24 protein-coding genes are annotated in these 25862 nt (G+C 45.4%); 9 read left to right on the plus strand and 15 right to left on the minus strand.

Annotated features, from left to right (window positions below; translation table 11 throughout):
• Nucleotide 1: 1 nt before the first annotated feature.
• Complete coding sequence (locus AC23N5_RS04920; protein WP_487754692.1) at nt 2-1225, minus strand: 3-phosphoshikimate 1-carboxyvinyltransferase; 1224 nt, start codon at nt 1223-1225, stop codon at nt 2-4.
• A gap of 95 nt (nt 1226-1320) precedes the next feature.
• Here AC23N5_RS04920 and AC23N5_RS04925 point away from each other — a divergent pair, with 95 nt between their 5' ends.
• The 4 genes from AC23N5_RS04925 to AC23N5_RS04940 all read left to right on the plus strand — a co-directional run bounded on the left by AC23N5_RS04925 (nt 1321) and on the right by AC23N5_RS04940 (nt 4899).
• A complete protein-coding gene (locus AC23N5_RS04925) occupies nt 1321-2259 on the plus strand; it encodes a glycosyltransferase family 2 protein (RefSeq protein ID WP_487754693.1) in 939 nt (312 codons plus the stop codon).
• Nucleotides 2201-2776 carry a WcaF family extracellular polysaccharide biosynthesis acetyltransferase gene (locus AC23N5_RS04930; protein WP_487754694.1) on the plus strand — a complete coding sequence of 192 codons (576 nt, stop codon included), beginning with the start codon at nt 2201-2203 and terminating at the stop codon, nt 2774-2776. Before AC23N5_RS04925 ends, AC23N5_RS04930 begins: the two co-directional genes overlap by 59 nt.
• A 43-nt stretch (nt 2777-2819) precedes the next feature.
• The gene (locus tag AC23N5_RS04935) at nt 2820-3590 is read left to right on the plus strand and encodes a glycosyltransferase family 2 protein (RefSeq protein ID WP_487754695.1); all 771 of its coding nucleotides are present in this window, start codon (nt 2820-2822) and stop codon (nt 3588-3590) included.
• A gap of 94 nt (nt 3591-3684) precedes the next feature.
• Nucleotides 3685-4899 (plus strand): MraY family glycosyltransferase, encoded by a 1215-nt coding sequence (locus AC23N5_RS04940; RefSeq protein ID WP_487754696.1) that lies wholly within the window; start codon nt 3685-3687, stop codon nt 4897-4899.
• 2 nt (nt 4900-4901) lie between these two features.
• Here the strand turns inward: AC23N5_RS04940 and AC23N5_RS04945 are convergent, their stop codons facing one another.
• A complete protein-coding gene (locus AC23N5_RS04945) occupies nt 4902-5495 on the minus strand; it encodes a DUF502 domain-containing protein (protein WP_122933820.1) in 594 nt (197 codons plus the stop codon).
• A 261-nt stretch (nt 5496-5756) separates the two neighbouring features.
• Between AC23N5_RS04945 and AC23N5_RS04950 the strand changes: the two genes are divergently transcribed.
• The gene (locus AC23N5_RS04950; RefSeq protein ID WP_183975315.1) at nt 5757-6233 is read left to right on the plus strand and encodes a hypothetical protein; all 477 of its coding nucleotides are present in this window, start codon (nt 5757-5759) and stop codon (nt 6231-6233) included.
• 410 nt (nt 6234-6643) lie between these two features.
• Here the strand turns inward: AC23N5_RS04950 and AC23N5_RS04955 are convergent, their stop codons facing one another.
• Genes AC23N5_RS04955 through AC23N5_RS04965 form a run of 3 tightly spaced genes read right to left on the minus strand, consistent with a single transcriptional unit; the run spans nt 6644 to nt 8523 of the window.
• Nucleotides 6644-7657: a threonine aldolase family protein gene (locus tag AC23N5_RS04955; protein WP_487754697.1), complete on the minus strand. Its 1014-nt coding sequence runs from the start codon at nt 7655-7657 to the stop codon at nt 6644-6646.
• A gap of 6 nt (nt 7658-7663) precedes the next feature.
• Nucleotides 7664-8044 carry a DUF2752 domain-containing protein gene (locus AC23N5_RS04960; RefSeq protein ID WP_487754698.1) on the minus strand — a complete coding sequence of 127 codons (381 nt, stop codon included), beginning with the start codon at nt 8042-8044 and terminating at the stop codon, nt 7664-7666.
• Entirely contained in the window at nt 8044-8523 is a 480-nt protein-coding gene (locus AC23N5_RS04965) for an RDD family protein (protein ID WP_487754699.1), read from the minus strand. The genes AC23N5_RS04960 and AC23N5_RS04965 overlap by 1 nt, the downstream gene beginning before the upstream one ends.
• A 386-nt stretch (nt 8524-8909) precedes the next feature.
• Between AC23N5_RS04965 and AC23N5_RS04970 the strand changes: the two genes are divergently transcribed.
• A complete protein-coding gene (locus tag AC23N5_RS04970; RefSeq protein ID WP_487754700.1) occupies nt 8910-11870 on the plus strand; it encodes an Ig-like domain-containing protein in 2961 nt (986 codons plus the stop codon).
• Nucleotides 11871-11962: 92 nt separating this feature from the next.
• Here the strand turns inward: AC23N5_RS04970 and AC23N5_RS04975 are convergent, their stop codons facing one another.
• The 6 genes from AC23N5_RS04975 to AC23N5_RS05000 all read right to left on the minus strand — a co-directional run bounded on the left by AC23N5_RS04975 (nt 11963) and on the right by AC23N5_RS05000 (nt 20399).
• Nucleotides 11963-13552 carry a glycoside hydrolase family 28 protein gene (locus tag AC23N5_RS04975; RefSeq protein WP_487754701.1) on the minus strand — a complete coding sequence of 530 codons (1590 nt, stop codon included), beginning with the start codon at nt 13550-13552 and terminating at the stop codon, nt 11963-11965.
• 52 nt (nt 13553-13604) lie between these two features.
• Nucleotides 13605-14354, minus strand: a complete 750-nt coding sequence (locus AC23N5_RS04980) for a sulfite exporter TauE/SafE family protein (protein ID WP_487754702.1) — start codon at nt 14352-14354, stop codon at nt 13605-13607.
• A 6-nt stretch (nt 14355-14360) separates the two neighbouring features.
• Nucleotides 14361-15611, minus strand: a complete 1251-nt coding sequence (locus AC23N5_RS04985) for an MFS transporter (protein ID WP_487754703.1) — start codon at nt 15609-15611, stop codon at nt 14361-14363.
• 5 nt (nt 15612-15616) lie between these two features.
• Nucleotides 15617-16720, minus strand: coding sequence for a zinc-binding dehydrogenase (locus tag AC23N5_RS04990; RefSeq protein ID WP_487754704.1), 1104 nt, complete (start codon nt 16718-16720; stop codon nt 15617-15619).
• Between the two features lie 257 nt (nt 16721-16977).
• Nucleotides 16978-18426, minus strand: a complete 1449-nt coding sequence (locus tag AC23N5_RS04995) for a Gfo/Idh/MocA family protein (protein WP_028525146.1) — start codon at nt 18424-18426, stop codon at nt 16978-16980.
• Nucleotides 18427-18518: 92 nt separating this feature from the next.
• On the minus strand, nt 18519-20399 hold the full coding sequence (locus tag AC23N5_RS05000) for a hypothetical protein (protein ID WP_487754705.1): 1881 nt from the start codon (nt 20397-20399) through the stop codon (nt 18519-18521).
• Nucleotides 20400-20549: 150 nt separating this feature from the next.
• On the opposite strand from AC23N5_RS05000, the gene AC23N5_RS05005 reads away from it, so the two are divergent.
• The 3 genes from AC23N5_RS05005 to AC23N5_RS05015 all read left to right on the plus strand — a co-directional run bounded on the left by AC23N5_RS05005 (nt 20550) and on the right by AC23N5_RS05015 (nt 22408).
• Entirely contained in the window at nt 20550-21017 is a 468-nt protein-coding gene (locus AC23N5_RS05005; protein ID WP_487754706.1) for an SMI1/KNR4 family protein, read from the plus strand.
• A gap of 321 nt (nt 21018-21338) precedes the next feature.
• On the plus strand, nt 21339-21587 hold the full coding sequence (locus AC23N5_RS05010; protein ID WP_487754707.1) for a hypothetical protein: 249 nt from the start codon (nt 21339-21341) through the stop codon (nt 21585-21587).
• Between the two features lie 302 nt (nt 21588-21889).
• On the plus strand, nt 21890-22408 hold the full coding sequence (locus AC23N5_RS05015; RefSeq protein ID WP_487754708.1) for a hypothetical protein: 519 nt from the start codon (nt 21890-21892) through the stop codon (nt 22406-22408).
• Nucleotides 22409-22565: 157 nt separating this feature from the next.
• On the opposite strand, the gene AC23N5_RS05020 is transcribed toward AC23N5_RS05015, so the two are convergent.
• The 4 genes from AC23N5_RS05020 to AC23N5_RS05035 all read right to left on the minus strand — a co-directional run bounded on the left by AC23N5_RS05020 (nt 22566) and on the right by AC23N5_RS05035 (nt 25797).
• Nucleotides 22566-23846: a PQQ-dependent sugar dehydrogenase gene (locus AC23N5_RS05020; RefSeq protein ID WP_487754709.1), complete on the minus strand. Its 1281-nt coding sequence runs from the start codon at nt 23844-23846 to the stop codon at nt 22566-22568.
• A gap of 70 nt (nt 23847-23916) precedes the next feature.
• Nucleotides 23917-24858 (minus strand): M20/M25/M40 family metallo-hydrolase, encoded by a 942-nt coding sequence (locus AC23N5_RS05025; protein ID WP_487754710.1) that lies wholly within the window; start codon nt 24856-24858, stop codon nt 23917-23919.
• Nucleotides 24859-24943: 85 nt separating this feature from the next.
• The gene (locus AC23N5_RS05030) at nt 24944-25189 is read right to left on the minus strand and encodes a GlsB/YeaQ/YmgE family stress response membrane protein (protein WP_183975345.1); all 246 of its coding nucleotides are present in this window, start codon (nt 25187-25189) and stop codon (nt 24944-24946) included.
• 35 nt (nt 25190-25224) lie between these two features.
• Complete coding sequence (locus AC23N5_RS05035) at nt 25225-25797, minus strand: helix-turn-helix domain-containing protein (protein WP_122933802.1); 573 nt, start codon at nt 25795-25797, stop codon at nt 25225-25227.
• Nucleotides 25798-25862: the final 65 nt, after the last annotated feature.

Here is a 25862-nt window from a genome sequence, read left to right on the forward strand (position 1 = left end):
TTTATTCAACAGTTGTGACTTTTTTCAAGTCTTCCCAGAAACTTGGGTACGACTTGGCCACCACGTGCGGTTCTTCGATAACAATAGGCATTACCATTCCTACAGGTGCAAACGCCATGGCCATGCGGTGGTCATCGTAAGTTTCGATGGTAGGTTGTGTTGTAGGCGCTACGGTGCGTCTTACCACGTATTTGGTATTACTTTCAACTTCTACTAATTCTCCACCAATTTTGGGCAACTCTGCTTGAAGAGCCGCTACACGGTCGGTTTCTTTGATTTTTAAGCTTTCAATGCCCGTCATTGTTACCGTAATGCCTTTAGCTACGGCACAAGCGGCAACGGTTTGAGCCAAATCAGGACAGTCAGTGAAGTCCCAAGCAAACGCTTCTTGGGCAGGAATTTTGGTCAAAAGAACTCCTTGCGCCGTAAAAGTGCTTTCCACGCCCATCTGTCGCATAATATCGACAATGGCGCTATCGCCTTGCAATGAGTTTTCTTTTAGACCCAAAAGCTCTACTTCAGCTTGTTCGGCCAAAGCAACTACACTGTACCAATAACTAGCACCCGACCAATCGGACTCTACTTGGTAGTGAGTTGGGGTATATTTTTGGGCAGGAACGCGGATAATTTTCTGTTCCCAATCCGCTTCAAACGTTGCTCCAAAAGCCACCATTTGTTGAAGCGTCATTTCAATGTAAGGGCGTGAACCAACCTCGCCCGTAAGCGCTAAAGTAATCCCTTCGGGAAGCGTAGGGCCTACCATTAGCAAGGCAGAAATATACTGACTACTCACATCGCCCCGTATTCTTACCTTATTTTCTCCCGAATAGGTAAAACCATTTAGTTGGGTTGGTGGGTATCCATCCTTTCCCAAATACGTAATATCTGCGCCAAGCGTGCGTAGGGCATCGACCAAAATCCCAATCGGGCGCTCACACATGCGTGGCGTTCCTGTCATGGTTTTATTTTGGCCTGTCACTGCAAAATAAGCAGTGAGAAAACGCATGGTAGTACCAGCGTCAAGTACATCGGCGACCGTTTCCGACGATTGCAACAAACGCAGCATCGTTTGGGTGTCACGAGCGGCTGATACGTTAGAAAGTTGCCCTCCAAAATTCGATAACGCATTGATAATCAAAGCGCGATTACTTTCGCTTTTAGAAGCTGCTAACTGGATTTTGGCTTGAATGGGAGCCAGAGGTGGGTAAACGGTTACTGCTTGCATTGAGAGTCGATAATCTGATAATTTTACAAAGTTAAGGCCATTTTTTTGCTTTTCAACCTAAAAAAGTACAATTTGCAGCTTGAAATCGCACAACTGTGAAATCTGATATTTCAGTCATTATCCTCACGCACAACGAAGAAAAACACATCGAACGATGTCTCCGTAGCTTATTAGTGTTTACGGACAAAATCTTTATTGTGGATTCGGGTTCTACCGACCGCACAGTGGCAATCGCCGAATCATTAGGTGCGAACGTCGTTCATAACCCGTGGATTACCTACGCTACGCAGTTTAATTTTGGGATTGAGAATACCCCTTTTCAGACCAAATGGCTCATGCGTATGGACGCCGATGAGTATGTAATGCCTGAGTTGGCCAACGAAATCAATCAAACTCTTGCTGGACTAGCACCTACAATTACTGGTGTATATGTCAAGCGCCGTGTGATGTTTATGAATCAATGGATTCGGCGCGGGGGGTATTATCCCATTTGGTTGTTACGCTTATGGCACCGCGACAAAGGGATTTGCGAGGAACTTTGGATGGACGAACACATTAAACTTTCAGAAGGGGAAACTATCCAATTCAAAAATGACATTGTGGATCACAATTTGAATAACCTCACGTGGTGGACACAAAAGCATAATAATTATGCCATTCGAGAAGTGATTGATTTATTGGACATAAAGTATAATTTTGCAGAAGCGGAGCGCGTTATTCCCAAGCTTTTTGGAACACAAGAGCAACGGAAGCGCTATTTAAAGCAAAAGTATGCTTCCTTACCCCTTTTTACTCGTCCATTCGCTTATTTTTTGTATCGTTATTTTATAAAGTTTGGCTTCCTTGACGGTAAAAAAGGCTTAGTATGGCACTTTTTACAGGGATTATGGTATCGTTTCTTGGTGGACGCCAAACTGTTTGAAGTAGAGTTTCGAGTTGGAAAAGATAAACAAGCTATCATTGAATTTTTCCGAAATGAATACGGAAAAGACCTCTCATCGGTTCAAAACCGACCTGTCTCGGTACGACAATAGTTGGTACAAGCATCCGCCTTTTTGGAAAAATGTGCTTTGGTTTCTGGTAAACGCACTTTTTTTTAATTCGTATTTTCCGTTGCCAGCCTCTATTAAGTGTTTTATTTTGAGAGGTTTTGGCACGAAAGTCGGGCACAATGTGATGATTAAACCCAAAGTAAACATCAAGTATCCTTGGTTACTTACGATTGGGGATTACGTCTGGATAGGCGAAGAGGTATGGATTGATAGCTTAACCGAGATTGTGATTGGGAACAATGTGTGCCTTTCGCAAGGAGCCATGCTCCTGACTGGGAACCACGACTATACCCGCAGTACTTTTGATTTGAAAGTGGGTAAAATTGTTCTCGAAGAAGGCGCATGGATTGGTGCCAAAGCGGTGGTTTGTCCAGGGGTTACCTGCCATTCACACGCTGTGTTAGCCGTCAATTCGGTGGCCGTGCGCGACTTAGAGCCATACGGTATTTATCAAGGGAATCCCGCTCAGTGGATCCGCGAACGTAGAATAACGGAGTAACGCTAAAACGTTAGACATTATCTCATCACCAACCCAAGAGGCTTTGAAAGTAAGTATTATTACAGTAGTTTTTAACGGAGAACAGACCCTAAAGAGTTGTATAGAATCGGTACTAAATCAGTCATATCACGATATAGAATACATCGTAATTGACGGAAAATCAACCGATAATACACCTAAGATAGTCGCTAATTACGGCACAAAAATTGCTGTATTTATCTCTGAAAAAGACCAAGGGATTTATGATGCGATGAACAAAGGTATCGCCCACGCAACGGGCGAGGTAATTGGTATCTTGAATGCCGATGATTTTTATGCAGACAACCAAGTCATTGAGAAGTTAGTGGCAAAGTTGAAAGAAACGGACGCTGACGGCATCTATGGTGATTTGGTTTACGTAGATGCAAACGATACGGCACAGGTAACACGTTATTGGAAGTCGGGTGGGTTTGATAGAAAAAAATTTCTTTTCGGTTGGATGCCCCCTCACCCAACGTTTTTTGTAAAAAAAGCGTCTTATGAGCAGCTTGGAACGTATCGTCTTGATTTGGGAAGCGCGGCAGATTACGAATTAATGTTACGTTTCCTATACAAGCAACGTCTAAAGGTTACTTACCTTCCAGAGATTGTCACCGTGATGCGAACGGGTGGGGTAAGTAACAAAACAGTGGGGAATCGCTTAAAGGCAAATCAAAGTGACCGAGAAGCGTGGCACCTGAATGGATTGGAGCCCTATTGGTTTACTTTATGGCTCAAACCCCTTAGAAAGGTTTTACAATTTGTTTACAAACCAAAACGACCGAATAATAAATAGAATCGTATTTTCGGGAGTGTTTTTTGTGAGATAAGCTAATTTTTATAATTTTTGTCTTCCGTTATGAGAGACAAAAAGGCAGAAACGGAATTCTATGAACGCAGATATACTAATAGACGTACTCAGAAGCCAATATCAAAATATACTTCAACACGAAGTGTATCAGTGCCTTATATCCTTTTTGATTGCCTGCGCTGTGGCCATTACGTCTATTCCAGTGATTATCAATATTAGTGGATTGTTGGAACTGAAAAAGAAACCCAACTTCCGCAGTTCTCACCAGCAAGAAACGCCTGAGTTTGGAGGAATTGCCATTTATGCTTCGCTTCTCATTGCCCATTTTTTGTGGCCTCACACCAACGAGCAAACCGATGCTTACCTGACAAGTTTGGCAGTAGTAGGGCTTACAATACTGTTCTTTTTAGGGCTCAAAGATGATATTTTAGTACTTGACCCCAACAAAAAGCTTTTGCTTCAAGTCGTAGCCGTTTCTACCTTGATATTACTTGGAGGACTGAAAGTTGATCACTTCTTTGGTATTTTTGGCTGGACACACATTCCAGATGTCATCAGTATTCCATTCACAATTTTCATTTTCATTGCCATTATCAATGCCGTCAACCTCATTGATGGCGTGGATGGGCTTGCAGGAGGAATTGCTTTTATTGCAAGTTTGAGTTTTGGAACGTGGTTTTTGTTAAATCACCATTTCTCAATGGCCTGCATGGCTTTCTCGCTTTCGGGGGCCCTTCTAGGCTTTTTGCGGTTCAACTTTTCAAAGACGAGCAAAATTTTCATGGGCGATACAGGATCGTTGATTGTTGGCTTCTTGTTGGCATTTTTTGCTGTGAAGTTTATCCGTCTTAACATCACTTACCAACATGATTCTACTGCGTTCTTCAATGCGCCTATTCTTGCAGTAGTGCTTCTGATTGTTCCTATTTTCGATACATTGCGCGTGTTTTTGGTACGTATTCTTAACCGCCGCTCTCCGTTTAAAGCCGACCGCAATCACATGCACCACGTGCTTTTAGACAATGGATTTACCCACATCCAAACTTCGCTTACGTTTTGGGGCATGACCATTGTCAACGTGATGGGTTATTTCCTCACCTTTGAATACATCACCAATACCGAAGCCTTCTTTATTTTGGTGGGTTTATTTTGTGTTTACCTTAGTGCAGGCTACTTCCTTAAAATTCGGGCGATGAAGCGCAAGAAACAAATGACTTGGACGGATGTTTTCAAAGCCCCCGACACGCCACGCGGACGTAACTCATGGGCACGCCGTGTGATTCGTGGGTTGTAAAGCTATTTGACCGAAACCCCTCCCGAAACAATCATCTTCATGACGTCAGTACTCGATACGTTGTCGAGAATCTTGATGTTGGATTTTGCTACAATAAATAACTCTCCCGAAAATGCGTAAGAGTGTGGACAATAAACGGCTACGTACTCACTAAGCTCGAAGCTAGAAAGGTCGTTTTGCGTTATAAAACCCAGTTTTTTTAGGTCAGACTGAGGGTTGATTGTAATCAACACAGGCTGATTAAACTTACGCTTGTCGCCCACAAAAGCCGAAATAAGGTCTTTGATAGAATAATATATCAAACTCACCAACGGCATTTTCTTCAAAATACTTTCGCTAAAACTAAATACCGATTGGGGCACGAAGCGGGAAAAAATAAACCCTAAAAAAACAATGCTTGAGACGATAATCAACAGCCCCAGCCCTGGCAAATAAAGTGGATGCTTGGCATCGGTATGAATGTAGATGGGTAAAATACTGTCTAAGTATGAAATTCCTTCTTTGATAATTAGGAACGTAAAATAAGTGGGAGCAACAAGTACAAGCCCCCGTACAAAGTAGGCAAAAACCCGTTTTATGAAGCGATTTTGGAGCATTTTGAAATAAATAGCGAATTAGGGAAACTGCACTTTCCAAGGCTAATCACTATGAAATGTTATGAATTAGTAACTGCTATTGGTCGAGGGAAGTTCCTTGTTGATACCCATGAATAAGATTCCTAAAATTTTCTACTTTCATTCCTAGTATTTTAAATTCATTCGTTTCATTTTTACAGGGTGTTAACTTTACCCCGTTAAAAGTACTTTCGTGCGCATACTTAGTTGTTTGGTGTACCGACATCTAAACCATTTAGTTCTATGCCACGTAAACCCAACCCTACTCACTCAGCCTATTACATGGGCTTATTGACAAGTCTTCTTGCTTGGGCAATAGAGGATTATCCCAAAAATAGGCCCACTGACAAAAAGTTGCTTCATTGGTTTTCGGAAAAAATTCCCCTTTGCCATCATTTGGGAAAAGTACCCACTCCTGAAGCCGCCAAAAAAAGTTACAGTAAGATGTGGAATAGCCCGTGGAATTGTTGTTTTGATACAACAACGCTTGATGGCTTGTGTAGAATTTTGGCTATGTCGCTACCGATATGCGACTTTAAAGACTACCAAACTTTCTTGCAGTGGGCAGGTGAAGTCCCCGAAGGAGTTGATGAAAACGAACTCGTACAAATTGCCCAAAAGATGGTGATTCGGGAGTATCACGTTGAAAAAACGAAGGGTATTTTTGAAACTACCGCAGAGAAGAATGCTGGTTTTGAACGCTTAGGCGTTGCTTCATAAACAAGTCAAACTGAACATAAAAGCGAAGGGCGCTGCTGACCCTCAGCAACGCCCCCTTTTTTTATGCTTTTTTAGGTTGCAACTTTTTGTATGTATATACGGCTGCACCCACTGCTAAAGCAACTGACAAGAGTTTGACGACTTTTTTCATGGCTTTGACGGACGATTTAGAAATTAACAAAACAACTAATTTAGCTCAATTAACGGACTTTCTGCCTTGCTATTGTAGAAAAAACATCATTTCTGGTTTTTTCTCAATCACATTGCTTTTTGCACCTGTTTTTACTTTAGACGGGAAAAAGTACAAAAAGGTTTAAAAAAAATCACAAAAATTTTACAGCAACAAAAGTGCCAACTTTTTGGGCAAAATTATAGCGTAGAAATACGCATTTTGTTACCGAAAAATAACTTTAGAGCCGTTTTTGTAATTCTGAAAGGTGCTCATCCGTAAAATCAAGGTGCGTCACAAAGCGAACCAAGTGCTTCCCAAACGTCACGGCTCTGATGCCTTGAGAAGCAAGCTGGGCTACGTAGTCGGTAGCAAGGATCGTTTCGGGTAGGCGAAATATGACAATATTGGTATCAATCGGATAAATTTCTTCTACTTCGGGGCGGCCTTTTAGTAGCTCTCCGATGGCACGGGCGCGAGCATGGTCTTGACGAAGACGCTCAACGTGGTGGTCGAGGGCATAAATTCCTGCGGCAGCAAGATAGCCCGCTTGGCGCCAGCCACCTCCCATGGCCTTACGAGCTCGACGCGCTTGTTTAATAAAGTCTTTACTGCCTAACAACAACGACCCTACGGGGCAGCCAAGTCCTTTGGACAAACAAATACTGATGCTGTCGAAAACTTGCCCGTGTTGGAACGGAGTTTCGCCCGTTTCGACGAGGGCATTAAATAAGCGAGCTCCATCTAAATGAAGTGCCAAACCATGTTGGGTACAAACGTCTTTAATCGCTTCAATTTCGCTGAAACTGTAATAACAGCCTCCGCCTTTGTTCATTGTATTTTCGAGGGAAACCAATCGCGATACGGCCGCGTGTACGTCGTCGGGGTTGTTGATGGCATCTCGTACTTGCTGCGCAGAGATGCGCCCTTTGTCGCCGTCTAACAGTTTGACTGAGCTCAATGAGTTGAGCGCGATGCCACCGCCTTCGTACAAATAAATATGCGAAAGTTTGTCACAAATAACCTCCGTGCCAGGGCGAGTGTGCACACGTATTGCCAATTGATTGGTTTGGGTTCCTGAACTACAAAAAAGCGCCGCTTCCATACCAAATAAAGCTGCTGCTTTTGTTTCCAACGCATTAACGGTGGGGTCGTCGCCGAAGACATCGTCACCGACTTCGGCGGTAAACATGGCTTCGAGCATTGCTTTGGTGGGTTTGGTAACGGTGTCGGAACGAAGGTCAATGGTAAGCATGATGAATTAGTTTGTTGGAATTAAAAAATCAAATCCGTTTAGGTTTCTAATAATCGTAAACAGGAAAAATATTCCTACGGCCAGGAGGACTACCCAGCGGCGGCGAAGATAATGAAACGGACGGACATCGTCGAAAAGTTCGGCGTACAAAACCAAGCCTAAAAGTGGCAGAACCAAGAAAATGAGCACATTGTCCTGAAATGCCCTACCAAACTCTCCGTGAAGTAGCGCATGAAACGCCCGTTGCCCACCGCAGCCCCAGCAATACAAACCCGTGGTTTTGTGAATGAGGCAAGGCGGCCCAAACGATTGAACAGCAGGATTGTAGTAAAAATAAAAAACGGTAATGACCAAGGCCGTTACCGTTAAAATGACTTTTTTTATCATTAGGCTTCTCGAATGACTAAACTTTTGGCCGCTAAATCGTGCAAGGCTTGCTCTTCGGGGTTAAATAAAGGCCAAAGCCATAGCAAAATACAAAAATGGCCTGAAATGTACTTAATCAGTGAACGAACTAACGCTTGACTGAACGTAAGGCGTTCACCACTAGGGCCTACCACTTTTATTTTCATGATCATTTTGCCAAACGTGGCTTGCTTGCTTGAGCTTACCATAAAAGCATCGTAAACAAAGGGAGTAAAGATACTAGCTAAAATTAGAACGATAAGTCCAATGCCAAAAAGCCCCATCACGGCGGCCGTAGCTTCTTCGGAGCCTTCAAGGGCATCGGCAGAACTGAGACCAATCAGGGCAGCTAAGCCCCCAAAAGGAACGAGAATAAGGCTAAAAGCAATCCCGACAATAATACTATCAATGATTTGGGCGACCAAGCGGTTGCCAAACCCAGCAAGTGGAAAGGTATTCATGAAAATAGAGGTTTAGGGATGGAAGAAGTGAACTTATGCAAAGCAACGATTTTCTCGAAAATAAGCAAGTTTTTCCCCAGAAAATGGACAAAAACAAGGCTAAGATATAGTGCTAGAAAAAGATTAGGACAATCAGGGGGGGGAATATTTAAAATCGCTTATATTTACGGATAAGCGCATTTTCCCCTACTTCTTATCGGTATTGTCAAACCTCGCTAGGTGTAGCGAAGGCTGGCATTTTTATAAAATTCGCACACAATATTAGTTGGTTTTACAGCTTTGTATTGGGCATTCACACCCAATTCTCAACTTATCGTTGGTTGTGTAGGTATTTTTAAACCGTCAATGTGGTCACTTATAATACACACTTTTTTAGAGGTAGATTTATGAAAAGCTCAATTTTACAAATCTTCGGAGTGTTTGCGCTCCTTTTCATTGTCCATTCTCTTGCTTTTGGACAATCCTCCACTCCTTTGGCAGCCAACGGCCGCTTACAGGTAATCAACCGCCAGCTTTGTAACGAAGCAGGAACGCCCATTCAGCTGAGGGGAATGAGTTCGCACGGGTTGCATTGGTTTGACCAATGTTATAATTCTTCGGCCTTACAAACACTGGCCAACGACTGGGGCGCTGACGTATTTCGGGCAGCCATGTACGTGGACGAAGGTGGGTACATGAATAACAAAGTCGGTCTGCGCAACAAAGTCAACCAGTTGGTCGATTGGTCGGCTCAGTTTGGGATGTATTGCATCATCGATTGGCATATTCTGAACCCTGGTGACCCTAACCTGCACACCGCCGATGCCATTGAATTTTTTCAGTTGATGGCGCAGCAGCACGCGGGTAAAAAACACGTTATTTACGAAATCTGCAATGAACCCAACGGCGTCAACTGGTCGTCGGTCAAAAGTTATGCTGAGCAGGTCATCCCAGCCATCCGTCAGTACGACCCCGACGCGATTATTTTGGTGGGTACACCTTCGTGGAGCGGTTCGCCAGGCGACGTCCGTTCTAATCCACTGACAGGACCGAACGCCCACAACATCATGTACACCTTCCACTTCTACGCAGGTTCGCATTATACCCAAAGCTACATCGACGATGTGATTAAAACGGTGCCTTTGTTCGTATCAGAATGGGGCACGAGTAATTATTCAGGCAACGGCGGGAACGATTACACCAACGCCCAAAATTGGGTGAGTTTTATGGGGGGAAACAACTCCTCTGGAATGAAAATTAGCTGGTGTAACTGGAGTTATTGCGACAAAGACGAATCTTCGGCGGCGTTGATGCCTGGAGCCTGTGGCAACAATGGGTGGAACAATACGAGCACGTCGGGAACGTGGGTCAAAGATAAAATCTTAAATCCTGCCGATAATTTTGGCCCTCCTACGCCTTTTGTCGCAATTAGTAGCCCTGCCAACAATTCGACGGTGACGATTGGCGCCAATTTGACCATTACGGCCAACGTGGGAAATGCCACCGCCACCGTGGTAGAGTTTTACGATGGTACGACCAAACTGGGCGAAGATGCCACCGCCCCGTATTCATTGACCTTGTCGAACATCCAAGCAGGAACGTATAATTTAACCGTAAAAGCGTTGCTTAACTCAGGCGGCCCACTGACGTCGTCGCTGGTGCAAGTGACGGCGATTCCTGCGCCTAACCAACCGCCTACAATTACCCTTACAGCCCCCACCAACGGAACAACTTTTACGGCTCCAGCCACCATTTCGATTGCGGCCAATGCTGCCGACAGTGACGGTAGTGTCGCGAAAGTGGAGTTTTACAATGGTTCGACGAAACTGGGGGAAGATACCTCAGCTCCGTATAGTTTTGACTGGACAAACGTGGCCTCAGGCGCATACACGATTTCGGCTAAAGTGACTGACAACCAAAATTCGGTGGTAACTTCAGGCAGTGTAACCGTGTATGTAAATAGCCCTGGCAATCCTTCCGCAGACATCATTGGGCCTGATTGCGTGAGTGCGAATGAAACAAAATTGTTTGAGCTAAATTCTATCAATCTACCCAACGCCAACAGTTTTTCATGGTGGTGTACGGGTTCTACCCAAAGCATTACGGCCGTTTCGGGGCAACCTTCAAAAGTTAATATCAATTTTGGGGCTAACTTCTCGGGCGGACAAGTGTGCGTTGGCGTCAATTATTCGGCAGCGCCTTGGTACAAGCAGTTTTGTAAAACAGTGACACTTTGTACGGGACAACCTCCTGTCAATCAAACCCCTTCGGTGAGTCTAACGGCTCCATCGAACAATGCCTCCTTTACGGCACCTGCAACGATTGCGCTGGTCGCCACTGCCGCCGACAACGACGGTAGCATTTCAAAAGTAGAGTTTTACAATGGAAGTACGAAGTTGGGCGAAGACCTGACGTCGCCGTACGAATTTAGCTGGGCAAACGTTGGCGCAGGTTCTTATAGCTTAACGGCCAAAGCGACTGATAACCAAGGCGCAGCAAGCACTTCTTCGGCGGTTTCGGTCACGGTAAATGCCCCAGTTGTCAATCAAGCCCCTTCGGTGAGTTTATCGGCCCCCTCCAATAATGCCTCTTTTACGGCACCTGCTTCCATCTCGTTGGCGGCGAATGCCTCTGATTCGGATGGCAGTATCGCCAAGGTGGAGTTTTACAACGGTAGCACCAAGCTAGGCGAAGATGCCACCGCTCCCTACACCTTTAGCTGGACAAACGTTGGGGCAGGTTCTTATAGCTTAACGGCCAAAGCGACTGATAACCAAGGCACTACGAGCACTTCTTCGGCAATTTCCGTAACGGTAAATGCGCCCCCTACCACAACCGCTGATATTATTGGCGATGACTGTGCCGCCGTCAATTCAGTAAAACCGTTTGAGCTAAATGTCACCAATCGAGCCAACGCCACCAGCTATTCGTGGTGGAGTACGGGTTCGATACAAAGTATTACCCCAACTTCGGGCCAGCCTTACAAGGTGACGATTAATTTTGGCCAATGGTTTTCGGGTGGCCAAGTTTGCGTAGGGGTAAATTATTCGGCTTCGCCTTGGTACAAGCAATACTGCAAAACGGTGAACGTGTGCGCCGCAGCAAGGGTAGCCGCCGAGGAGCTGGTATCTGCCGATGCGTTCTTGCTTTATCCTAACCCTACTCAGAATGTGTTTACGTGGGTGTCAGACAAAAACGTCGAAACGCTCAAAGTATATGATATTTTAGGGCTAGAGCGCGTTGGACTTGAAAAAATAATACGAGGTACAAAAGTGAGTTTTGGCGAGCATTTATCGACGGGAATTTACCTGATTCGGGTGAATTACGAGGATAAAACGCATTTGACTCTAAAAGCGATAAAACAATAAAAGAAGCGAAAGCAATGCTTTAATAACCAAAGCGCCTTCTCACATGGGCTGACATGCGAGAAGGCGTTTGGGTTGGCGTTTTAAAGGCCGCTTTATTTGAGCATAATTTCTTCGGCGGCCGTATTTTCGGTGGCAATGGGCTTGGCAAAACCTCTTAAATCGTTGTTTAACAACAATACATTTTTAACATTAGAAGCTTTGAGAAAGGACGCGGAGGTTGAAGCAAATTCGGGAAAACAATGAATTACTTTGATGGCCTGACAATTCCGCAGTTGCACAAATGCTTCGGCGTTGGGCGATACTACAGCACTTATTCCCTCTACCGTCCCTTGTTGTACATTATCCAAAACCACCGCAGGACGGTCGTCGGTTTTCAAATAATTCAACTGAATGTTTTTCAGTGAAATAGCACGAGCATGTCGCACTTGAAAACCATAGGCGTTGCTGAGGCCAAACTGCTCGGCATCGGGGTATTTTTTCTCATTTTCGAGCAATTGTTTTTGCGCATCGGCTAGGGTGCCACCACCCGAAAACGAGATAGAAATATTGGATAAATGCACATTTTCAATGGGGTGCTCAGGCAAACCCGCCAGCAAACAGCCCAAACGGGAAGCTCCTGTAGCTACCACATTAGAAATGTACACATTGCGCAATGCACCAACGGGGACATTTTCTTGGTCCTTTTTATAAGGCCGTGCCCGATTACCCAACCTCAAAAAAATAGGTGCTTGTGGCCCCGAAATGCGAATGTTATCAATGACAATACCGTCCAGGTCTCCACCATCGACGGTCGCAAGCGTAATCCCTGAATTACCTGTAGGGTTGCCGTAAATAGCGCGGTCAGAAACGATGGACGGCCGTACGACACAATTGGTGATGGCAATATTTTTGAACCCTCCCGACGACTCGGTACCGCACTTGATGGCGTTGCAATGGCTGCTCAAAATACAATTACTAATAACGACATTTTCGACAGGGTACTGATTCATGCTTTTGAGGGTAATGCCGTCGTCGTCGCTATCGCCAAGGCAATTGACAATCCGAACGTTTTTACAACCGTCGATGTCCATCATGTCGTTGTTTTTGTTGCTATGGTTGAATACCTCAATACCATCAATCAACACTTCTTCACAATTCAAGTAGTGCTGCATCCAAAACCCCGAATTTCGCAAGTGTAATTCTTTGACGGTTAATCCCTTCACTTGTACAAACCAAAAAACAAACGGCCGTGCATTATAATTTTTGGGAAAAGCGGGGGAAGTATCTTTAAAAGCAGCCCCTTGGCCATCGATGATACCGTTGCCACGTAGGCTAATATTCTGGTTTCCCTCTGCATAAAACAGCGCAAAATGAATGTTATCATTGCTGTAATAAGGGATTTTGGGGGTAAGAACAGGGTACAACGAAATATCAGTCGCGCCCAAAATGGTCGTACCCGCAGGAATATCAAGCGTGACGTTGTCTTTCAGAAAAACGGTGGTTGTCAAATAACGGCCAGCGGGAAACCAGACCGTTCCACCACCTTGGGCGGCACAATGGTCAACGGCCTTTTGGATGGCTTTGGTGTCGAGTGTTGTTCCATTCCCCTTCGCACCGAAGGTTTTAACGTTGACACGTCGCTCTTTTTGGGCAATTACAACTCCTTGATAAAGAAACAAAAACAGAAGAAAAAGACGATTCATACGGGGCTTTTTAACGTATAAATAGTACTCTTTCCCTACTCAATCATACTATTTAACGCATAAAAATCACCAACGCTCCTAACAATGTCAATCCCAAAATCACCCGACGGTAATTGTTGTCTTGGATGATAGAAACGATGCGAATACCCACAAAAAAGCCTAACACCAGCGCAGGGAGCAGCATCAAATTAAGCTGAAGGGTATCAAACGTGACATTGTGCCATACCAACACCTGAAACGGAAGTTTGAACAAATTAATCACTAAAAACAACCAAGCGGCGGTGCCAATCAAATCGTTTTTTGAAAGACGAAGGGCAAGAAAATAAATCGTCGAGAGTGGCCCCGCCAGATTCCCCAGCATGGTCGTAAAACCCGTCACAATTCCCATTGTAGCGGCAAACCACTTGCTGGTGGGAATAGGAGCCGATTTACGGTATTCGAGCCAACTCATTACTCCTACAATGAGTAAGATGACAAAAGCCATAATTTTCTTAAAAACCGCCTCTTCCAGTATATTCCCAATATATACCCCCGACAACACCCCAAAAATAATCCAAGGTAACAGTTGCCAAAAGTATTTCCATTGGGCGTGGCGGTTATAGTACAAAACAGCCAAAATATCCGCAACACAGAGCATTGGCAAGACCACGCCCGTAGAAGCTTTTCCACCAAATACCAAAGCCATGATGGTCACGTTGAGCATTTCGACGCCTTTGAGACCCGCTTTGGCCAAGCCAATGATAAAAGCGCCCAAATAGACCAACGCCCAAAGTTGCCACGTAAAAGTCGAAGAGATGTCCATTGTTTATCAAACTACGCGTTGAACTGAATTTGCCCAAGCCCTTTTTGCCAATGAAATCATCACGACCGACAAGAAACAAATTCCTGCAATAAAGATAAAAATGGTGGAGGTATTACCCGTTTTGTCAATAATATATCCAAACAAAGGCTCACCAAGGGCGGCAAAAACGTAGGCACACATATTCATCAAACCCACGCCCGTACCCGTGTAAGTTTGCCCCAACATCTCAGGGCTAAGTGCCCAAAAACAAGATTGAGGGCCATAGACAAAAAAGCCCACCGACAGCATCAAAAAACCGCCTAGCACCAAACTATCCGTTGGGGTTATAAAAACGAGCAATGAAATAACCGCACTGACAGCCATTCCAAAACGGATGGCGTGGATGCGATTTCCTTTGAAAAAAGTATCGGACAATAGCCCAAAAGAAAGCGCACCAAAGGCCATGCCGACGGGTAGCAAAAACGTTACCCAAAGGTTGCTGGGGTTTTCTTTCCACGTTTTACCCAAATAATGAACAGGAACCCAAAAAATAAGCCCATAACGCGCCATGCTTTCAAAACCGAGTGCCAAAGCCGTAAACAAAAAATGGCGATGCGACAGCACGGTGCGGTAGCGACTCCACCAACCTTCCTGTACTACGTTTTGGGAGGCATGTTCATTCTCTAGTGTAAAACCTGCTTGCGAAGGGGTGTCTTTGGCAAAAATCAAAAAAATGGTAGCAGCTACCAGTAACAACAGTACTGGAAGTCGGAAAAGCATTCGCCATTCCATGCCTTGCTGGAGCAAAATAATGGAAAGTAGGTAAGTAACGGCCGACGAAAACCCCGCGGCCATGGTATAAAACCCGAAGGCTTTCCCCAGTTCGGCTTTGCTCCACCAATTGCTAATAAGTTTGCTACCAGGCGCCCAAGCCATCGATTGAAAATAGCCATTGAAAGCCCACAAAATCAGGATGACGGTGATGGAGTTGCTGTAACTAATGGCGATGTTGGTAAGTACCGACAAATATGCTCCCGTGACAATCATAAACCGCGCACTGACGCGGTCGGCAAGGTTGCCGTTGATAAATTGCCCAATGGCATAGCCCAACAACATGGCAAAGCTAATCCAACCAATGAACGAATAAGGAACGTTGAGGGCAGACGCCATGCCTTTGGCAGCCCAGCCGAAGTTGTGCCGACCTGTGTAAAAAAACAAGTAACACAGCATCGTGACCAACAACATTTTCCACTGCTGACTACGGAAAGATGAATTCATGTAAGTTAAAGGTGGTTTATGCGAATTCCTACGCGGAGGGGTTTGTGTGTGAGGGCGTATTGGAAGGCTTGTTCGGCCTCAGGAAGAGAAAACTCTTTGGCCACAATCTGTTCAAAAGGGAACGACCGATGGTGCTGAGAAATAAAGGCCACGGCATTGGCAAAGTCGTCGTAATTGTAGTTGTGCAATCCGCGAATCGTAATCAAGCGGCGAATGATTTGTTCGGCGTCAATTTCGATTTTACGGTTTTTAAAGACCGCCCCTACCCACACTGCGATGCCTCCTATGCCGAGGGCTTCGATACCCGCTTCCATGGCAGTGGGTGCTCCACTCATGTCAAAAACGACGTCGATGGGGGTGTCAATAGATTGATGCTGAAGCAAGTGCGTTTGGTTCACCCCAAAAGAAATTGCCTGTTGCAAACGGAGTTCGTCGATGTCGGCGGCGATGATTTTGGCCGCGCCTGCTACTCGGCACATCGCCGCACACACAACACCCAGCAGACCCATGCCCGTGATAAGTACCGTTTTGTGGGTGAGTTCACCCGCGAGGCGCAAAGCTCCTGCGACGGTAGCCACGGCGCAGTTGATGGTTGCCGCCACGGGAAGGGGCACTTCCTCAGGAAGCTTGAGCACCGCCGTGTTGGGTTTCAGAATGGTATATTCGGCCAAGCCACCGTGAAAACAGTCGTCGTCGGTGACGAGGGCGTGGCCGTATTTGAAGACATTTTCGGATTTTTGGGGCATTCCGCGTTGCGCCATGTCGGATGATTCATTGGCCGAAAAAATACTCCACGTAACGACGTCGCCCTGACGAAGCGGTGCTCCTGAGTAATCGTTCCCCGAATGAGCATCGCTTATTTTGACCACTTTCCCGACAATCTCGTGGCCCAAGACCGTGGGCGTTTTTTCCTTTCGTAGCCCGCAAAATGTGTGTAAATCGCTGCCGCAAATGGTGGTATAGTGGTTCTGAACCAAGATTTCACCTGGGCGTAATTCAGGCAACTTTTTGTTCAGCAATTCCATTTCCTGCCCCGATGCCGTAAACACTACTATATTTCCCGAATCCATTATTTGCAATTCCTTTTTTACGAATAAAAGTGAAATCACAAAGGTGGTGGTTTTTGTTTATAATTACTGAACTTATGTTTATAAAACAGTAAGACCTTCCAAGTTTTGGAAACTTGGAGGCTCTATGAAAGCATGTTTTGGAAACTTGGCAGGTTTATGAAAACATGTTTTGGAAACTTAGAAGGTCTAGGAAAAGCAGCAAGACCTGCCAAGTTTTGGAAACTTGGCAGGTCTATAAAGGTCTATAAAAGCATGTTTTGGAAACTTGGAGGGTCTATGAGTACGTACTAAAAAAATTACAGATTTAAGCTCCAGCCTTCGCGGTAGTCACGTTTTACAAATTGGTTGGCCAAGTCATAATTCGTAATTTTCATGTTTGGCGCGTCGTAGTATAATTTCTTACGGCCATTATATCGGTCAACCGAACGCTTGGCAGTTGGGTTATCGCGCAACATCCAGCTACGGATGGCCAAGTTACCAATCAAAATACTTTCGGTAAACGGTGCCGCATACTCAAACGGCGAGCTGGTTACGCCTTTGCCGTAGCCCGCAATGCAAGCATTCACCCACTGCAAATAGTGGTCTTCGTTGGGAACGCGCGGTATGGTTTCGGGAATATTGAGGGTTTCGTTGGCTTTCAAAGGCAACAAACGAGGCTTGGCGCCGTAGCAGTCAGCCATGAGTTTGCCTTTGGTTCCGATAAACAATACCCCTCCGTCGGAGTTTCCGAAGCTTTCACCTGGCAATAACTCCTCGGGTAATTCGGGTAAAATACCGCCGTCGTACCAACTTACTTTGATGTTGCCTTTGCCGTCTTTACGCGGATAATCCAAGTGGATGGAGGTTGAAAAAGGCGTCCAATCGGGATTATCGTCTTGCGGGCGGAGGGTAAACGTCCACGTACCTGCCACGCTACATTCCACCGAAGTGGGATAATCAATCGGCAAAATACGATACACGGGATCCATGATGTGGCAAGCCATGTCGCCGAGGGCTCCCGTACCATAAGGCCACCAACCGCGCCAGTTCCAAGGCAAGTACGCTTCGTTGTAAGGCACTTTTTTGGCAGGGCCGAGCCACAAATCATAGTCCAATTCTTTGGGAACTTCGTAGGTTTTGTCGGTTGGGATGGCTTGCGGCCAAACGGGGCGGTTGGTCCACGTCAATACTTTATGCACATCGCCGATGATACCTGAGTCATAGATTTCTTTCATACGACGAACGCCGTTGCCCGAACCACCTTGGTTTCCCATTTGGGTGACCACCTTGTATTTTTTGGCAGCCATCCCCAAAATCCGCGCTTCGTAAATGTCGTGCGTGAGTGGTTTTTGGGTGTAAACGTGTTTGCCCAATTGCATGGCAGCCAGCGTCGCCACGGCGTGGGTGTTGTCGGGGGTAGAAATAGAGCAAGCGTCGATGTTTTTATGTTCTTTCGCAAGCATCTCTCTGAAGTCTTTGTAATACGTAGCTTTAGAGAAACGCGTGCGGGATTCAACGGCTTGGCGGTCGTCCACGTCGCAGAGGGCGACAATGTTGACGTTGGGACTGTTGGCAAACGACGCTAAATCGCTTTTTCCTTTTCCACCGACGCCGATTCCTGCGATGTTGAGTTTATCGCTCGGTGCGACGAAACCTTTGCCCAATACGTGACGAGGAACAATAAAAAAAGAAGTGGCTGCCACCGACGAAGCTTTCAAAAAATCGCGACGACTGTTGGCGTGTGGAGTGATTTTTTTTTCTTCCATGAGAATACTGGTTTTTGGGGGTTCAAGAATTTTCTATACTACTGATTTTTAGTGCAATAGTACCCCCCTTTTCTCCGATTTTTCTCACAGATTTACCGTTTCTTCACCACAACATCATCCACGAAAAAAATGGCAGTTGCAACGGGTTCATCAGCTCCCGCAAGTGGCGGGTGTGGGTCTTCGTTGGGGGTTTTTCGATTGGGTAAATCGCGGTACGGGCCAGTGCGTAGCGACAGGCGTTCTACTGATTTTACCGCTTCTGCCAACGCCGCCTTTTCCACCACTTTCTTGCCGTTGATGGCTAAGTCGAAAGAGCCGCCCGCGAGCTGGGCATTGACCGAGAACGTTAACGTGTACCATTGCGAGGCATCATACGTTTGGACGATTTTTTCGGTACCGCCATCAGTCACAACGATGTTGCCTTTGTCGTCGAAACGTAGCCGAACGGGGCGGTTGCCGTAGCGGTCGGTGAGGTCAATTTCTAGGGAACCTGTCTTGTTTTGGGCAGGTGATACCGTCAGCGAACATTCGATTTGAGAGCTTTCTTCAAACACCCGAATGGCGCGTGCGTAATCGTAGGGGTCTTTGTCGGCCAATTCGAGGCATTTTCCTTGCTTTTGGGGTGTTGCCACAACCGTGACGGGTGCCCATTGCGGAGCATAAATGTTCCAGTCGGGTACTGAGCCGTTGTTTTGAAGCGCATTAAAGTCATCGCTGACATCGCCTTTTACTTCGTATCGCACGGGCGTAGGAATGCGGCTAATCCAAATATCTTCTTTGTTCATGCTGTACGACAACCACATATCGTTGCCAGGCGGGTTGCCGTTTCCTTCCTCCATGCCGCGCATGTAACAAGGGCCAAAATCTTTCCAACGGCCAAAAAATCGACGCGGCGGCACTTCGCCTTGTACCAAAAGCATGTTATCGAAAATAGCCCCGTCGTCGCCCGTGATGATGACGAGCGGAAAGCGATGTTCGTCCATTTCAATGGGATTATAACAAATGGCATAGCGCCCGTCGTCGGTGCGTTGCCCCCATTGTTTGCCACCAGCCATGGTCAGCGTAGGGACTTTGACAGGCGTAGAAAACGTCGTCCCTTCGTCGTCAGATAAAGCAGCTTTTGACCGTTTCCAGAGAGCAACCACCTTGCCATCTTTGCGGTGATAATACGAGAGCGCCTGAATATCAAGCGATTTATCGAGGTTGTTTTTGTAAAAACCGTCTAAGCCGTTGTCCTCTTCTCGCCACTGGAGCGTCATGAGTTTATCGCCCAAAAGCGCGTTGCAAGCCTCCACAAACCCTTGGTCGGTTGATTTTTGGTAAAAGGGATAACTGGTATTTTTCTCGGTCCACTGAACCCCATCCACGGTTTTATGGCTGCTGTACCGAATAAAATAAATGGGGCCATACGTGCCATCTTTGTAGGCTTCCCGCACCACTCGCCCGATTCCCCCTTCCCGAAACGGTTCTTCGGCGTGGGCATAAAAAGCCAGCACCAACAAACGGCCGTTGGGCGCGGTGTAGAAGCCCATGCGCTGGTGCATCATGTAACCGTCTGACCCTTTGGGGATTTTGACACCCTTGGGTGCGACATACGGCGGGAAGACCACAGTAGGCTTGCTCCAAGTGCGGCCGTCTTTGGAAGTAACCACCAAGGTTTGGCCTGGGGCGATGTGCTCATCGACGGGGTTACTGAGGTATTGTTGGTAAAAGGTGTTGTTCCAATAACAAAGGGTGGAGGCGTGGTTGTACGTCCAGCCAAAACCATCGGCCAATTCAGGATGCGTACGGTTGACCCGCAGCGTCTGCCGACTTTCCACACCAATGGCATAGCGCAACCGCCCTTCGTGGACTTGCGGGTCGGCGCTGATGCCACCTACGTAGCGCACAGGTTCGTGAACGCTGCCCGTTTGGGCGAAGCTTGTAGATAAACCAATTCCCAGTACAAGGCTACACCAACCTAGTTTTTTCATATCTCTCAATGGTCTTTTTTAGAGTACGCTGGATGGGAAGATTTGGACTAAGGAAGGTGGGGGATTTTGGGGTAAATGAAAGAAAGAAAATTTTCTTTAGTAACTTGGAGTTTGAAAAAATGCCTTAAAAACAGCCTTAGTGAGACCACAATGGATTGGAAAGAATACATAAAAACATTAAGCTTAACTGTCGAGGGGTTAAGTTATGGTTTTAATTTGCCTGTTTCAGCTAACCTATTGGAGGATTTGAGTGCTCAATTTAGTCTCGAAGAACTTCCAAGGGAACTTGAAGAACTATATTATGAAACAAATGGGGTGGACGAACTTCTGAATGGCGAAGAAATAGGACACCTAATTTGGACAATAGATAGAGTTATTGAGGTAAACAAAGAATATCGGACTGGAGCAGATTTTAAAGAACTTCAAATACCTTTTGAGCAGCTTTTTTTTATTGCAGACGCAGGCAATGGAGATTTATTTGGTTTTGAAACGCTCAATGGAAAGTTTGACCGTTACGATATTTTTGTTTGGGATCATGAAACCGATAGTAGGACATGGGTTGCCCCAAACTTAGCCACATTTATCAAATGGTGGACTGATGGCACTATCAAAGTTTGAGGAAGAGAAGATGTTTCGGCTAAAATGGTTTTCAAAATCCTTGTGGCCATTCTTCCACGGCGACCCATCCTGCCTCTTCATTGCTCCAGAGGAGCTAAATCTTACTAGAAAGAATGAATCAGGCGTGAAAAGAAGCCCCATCGGGGTGACATCTTTTACCGAGCGTCGGTCGCCCCGATGGGGCTTGGGGGGGAGCCTTTTTCTACGAAGATTTCGCCTCTCTGAGGCTATTATTGGGTGTTTAAGCCGTATTTTGGAGAGAAATAAAGAAAATGTGTTTAAATTAACGGCTGTTTATTGCCAAAAGTACGGAGCATTAAAATGGAGAGATACAACAAAGAAGTTAAAATAGATGCAATTGGGAATGAGGAAAAAAGCGCTGCTTTGAAAGACTTTATCATGTCCCATTCGCGGGCGCAGTCAAAAGAGCAAAAGCTAAGAAATGAGCTATTGGCAATACAGTATAAAATTGAAGATTACATAGAATCCGAGAACGTATCTGACCCATTACGGGTGTTAGATTTTGTTAAACTGTACCTCAAAACGTTTAACATTACTCAAAAAAATTAGCAGATTTGTTTGAGATGAAAGAGAGTAACCTTCATAAGTATTTGGTTGGAGAAAGAAAACTTAACCCCAGTCTTGTATTGAAACTAAGTTCGTTTTCTCACTTAAATCCAGAGTACTGGCTAAGAGTGGAGGTTAAAAATGAATTAATCGAAATTAAGAAGGAAAGAGCACGAAATAACGACTATCAAAAATATGACTACCGTAATTTGTTGGTCACTTCTGATGATTAGGGATTGGAGGGGAGAGAAAAAGGGGCTTGGTGAGCCCCCTGTCAGCCTGATAAAAAACTAAACATAAGTTAAATGAAATCTTATTATTTAGCAGCTTTAACTAACAAGGGTTTTATCCTAAAAATCAAACAAAATATTATAAAAGCTATGGCACTAACAGGCTTCATATATGAGCTCACTGACGAAGAGCTACATGTTAATATAAGAAATGGATTCAAAAACTTGGAAGCATTGGGAGTCAAAACTGATATTAGCTATTTTTTAATTGATTTTATGGAAATTATGGAAAGCTATTCAGGATTTGAAAAGAGGGTTTTTAGAAAAATATTAGAGGGTTGTCATTTCTATAAATCCGCAGATGGTTTTATAGGTTATTCGTTTGCAGAAGAAATTAAATTAATCAAAGAACAAACTATCGATTATATTACTGTTGATGACTTTGACTTTTTTTTACAAAAGGGTCTGCTAGAAAAACACCCATTTACATCAATAGAAAATAATGCATACATTCGAAAATATTTTTCAACAATAAAGAACGCTTACGGCCTTGCAGTAGACAAAAATATGGCTTTAATATTTCAAATTGGTTAGGAGTTTTTTAAAGCTCTTGTTGGTGTTCTTCCACAACAACCCTCCCCCCAAGTCGCCTGATTTTGCAAGCCTCTATCCTTAATTTTCAGAGGAAAATACACACAAAAAAATCCCGCGTCAATTACTGACGCGGGATTTTTTATGCAATTAGGAAAACCTATTTCTTAGGAGCCTTGTACGTAATTTTGTACAACGTTCCGTTCAAATCGTCGGTGACGTAGATGGCGCCGTCGGGGCCTTGGGCGAGGCCCGTGGGGCGGTGTTGAACGGGGCCTGTGGGCTTGGCTAAATCAGTACCTGCAAAATTATCTGCAAAAATCTCCCAAGGGCCAGAGGGCTTGCCGTTTTTGAACGGTACAAAAGCCACCATGTAACCCTTTTTCAACACAGGCGACTGCCCGTGGAAGGCAATAAATGCACCGTTTTTGTACTTGGCAGGAAACATGTTACCCGTATAAAACAACAACGCATTAGGGCCAAGGTGGGCAGGAAAATCAGCTACGGGGTTGACCGCTTTTTCTCCTCCCGTTTTCTTGCCGTCGCCGCCGTATTCGGGGCAAAGGATTTTCTTCTTTTGGAAAGGGTCATAATAGACGTAAGGCCAGCCCGCATCGTCGCCTTGGCGGAGTTCGTAAAGCGTTTCGGCAGGCAATTTTTCGCTGTCTTGCGGGGTATAATACTGAGGAAAATCTTCGTGGAACTTCCCGCGACCGTGCATGAGGGCAAAAAGCGAATTGTTAGTCGAGTTCCAATCCAAGCCTACGACGTTTTTTAAACCCGTAGCGTAGCGGATTCCATCGCTGTAATATTGGTTCAAGCGGTCGGTTTTGAAGCGCCAAATCCCCCCGATAGAATCCAACAACGGGCAAGGCATGATGCCCTGTTTGGTACCAGGTTGTTTGCACGTTTCGTCATACGAACCTACGTTTACATACACATAGCCATTGTTATCGACGGTCAAGTTTTTAGCTTCATCGCGGCCGCGAGCCACCAGCCCTTTGACGATGAGTTCGGGATGATCGTAGTCGATAACTTCTTCTTTATCATTTAGTTTGTAGCGATAAACACTCGTGGACGATGACGCGTACAAATAACCGCCGCGGATGTACATACCCGAGCCTTTGTAATCGCCGAAGCCAATTTTTTCATCAATAACTCCGTCGCCATTGGTGTCGCGGAGGCGGTAAATGGCTTTGCCTTCTTTGAGTTTGTTGATTTTGACGTAAATATCCCCGCCTTTAGAAACGGCCAAATGTCGAGGTGTTTCTAAATCTTCAGCCAAAATAGTGACGTTAAAACCCACAGGCACTTTGATATAGGCAGCCGCAACGGCTGGCTTTTTAGCGGGGCGTGGAGAAGGGCTACTTTTGTAAGAAGCTAGGGTGGTGGCTGCGGTCAAGGCTGCGGCCACCGAAAGGGTTCGTAGATAAATACTCATGAGGTTACCGAAAGGAATTTGGTGTTTATCGTAGATAAAGCACCAAACTTCGTCAATATAACCGTTGGGACTACTTCACCTCAGTAAAATTCAGCTTAGGCAACTTCATGGCATTCTCAATCAGTTGAATTTCAATGTTTAAGATACCCACTTCCGACGCTAGGTCGATTTTTTCGATGTCGTCGGTAGGTTTGTGGTAGTCGTCGTGGCCGCCCGTATGGAAAAACAAAACGGGGATTTTCTTGGCATAAAACGAAGCGTGGTCGGCACCGCCGCTACCCGAATTGTCCGTAAAAAACTTGACGCTTCCGCCATTCACTTCCTTAAAAATGGCGGGCCAAGCATCGCTGGTGCCGTACCCCCCGATACCCACGCCACGGTCGGGAGCATAGCGGCCAATCATGTCCATGTTGGCCATGAAATTTATTTTTTCCAACGGCAAAGTAGGATTATTTACAAAATACCGCGACCCTACCAAACCCAGTTCTTCGGCTCCGAAGGCAATAAACAAGAAATTGTAAGACTCTTTGACGTCGTTTTTGGCAAAATACCGCGCCAATTCTATCAATCCTGCCACACCCGACGCATTATCGTCGGCGCCGTTGTGAATTTGCCCTACGGCGTTGGCATCGCGCAGACTTCCTTGGCGGCCTTCGCCCAAGTGATCGTAGTGCGCACCGATGACGATGGTGTAGGGCGCGCCGTTGTCCAGAAAACCAATCACGTTTGAAGCAGGACGAATACTGTCGGGCACCACAATGCGGCGCACTTTTGCCGTAAAGGGTTGTAAGAAACCGTCGGTGCCAAGGGGTGTAAGCCCATTTTTCTTAAATTGTTTGATGATATACGCCGCCGCTTTTTTATTCTCTTTGCTTCCAGTACCCCGTCCTTTCATTTTATCGGAGGCCAAAAACTGAATGTGTTTTGCGACGGATTCTGTGGTTGGACGTACCGACTGGCTGTATAACAACGGAGATACGAGAAAAAAAGCGAGAACAATAAAAGGTTTCATACTACTAAAAACAGAAAATGGAGTGACTAAAATAAAACAGCCCGCAAAATACGGGCTATTTGGGTATAAAATGTTGATAAACGCTCTACTTTTTGATGAGGCCAATCACGAACAACACCAACAATGCCCCGATAACGGAGGTGAGAATCGTACTTAATAAACCCGCCCCCAACGAGACGCCGAGCTGACCGAAGACCCAATTCCCAACAAAAGCACCTACAATGCCGACAGCGATATTGCCAAAAAGACCGAATCCAAAGCCGCGTCTTATTTGACCAGCCAACCATCCTGAAATAGCACCTACAATCAATACATAAATTAAATGACTCATGGTAGTAAAGGTTTAGGATTGATAATAAAACAAAGTTATTCTTTGAAGAAATACATGACGAGCATAGAAGCGGTGGTATCACCCACATTGACGGGTTTGTGCGGGAGGTTCGCGTCAAAAAAGATAGAATCTCCTGCACTCAAGGTATATTTTTGGTCACCTACGGTGTATTCTACTTCTCCGCTGATGATGTATTTATATTCGTAAGCATTGGTTTTGACCATGAAAGCACGGGTAGCTTTGGGGGCTAGTTCCAAAATAACAATGTCAGTAGGAAGGCTTTGGATGTTGCGCGTCATGATGCGTTTGTACAAAAAACCTTTGGATTGTTCTTTTTCAAACGACTGATACTCGCTACTGCGTTTGACCAGCACTTTGGCTTCAGAAGCTTGTTCTACATCGGCAAAAAAATCGTTCAAATCCACCCCTAGCGAGCGAATGAGATTGATCAGTACCAATAAAGAAGGAATCGTCCGATTGTTTTCAATTTGCGAGATAAGTCCCTTGCTTACTTGGGCACGATCTGCCAATTGTTGAATGGTTATTCCTTTCGACTTGCGGTAATCTTTCAGTTTACTGCTAATTTGCAGAAGTACTTCGTTGGCCATAACTACAGAACAAACAATTATAGGATTTGGGGACAAAGTAGGCGTATCTATACCAAAAACCAAAA

The sequence above is a fragment of the Runella sp. R5_40 genome (assembly GCF_057652295.1).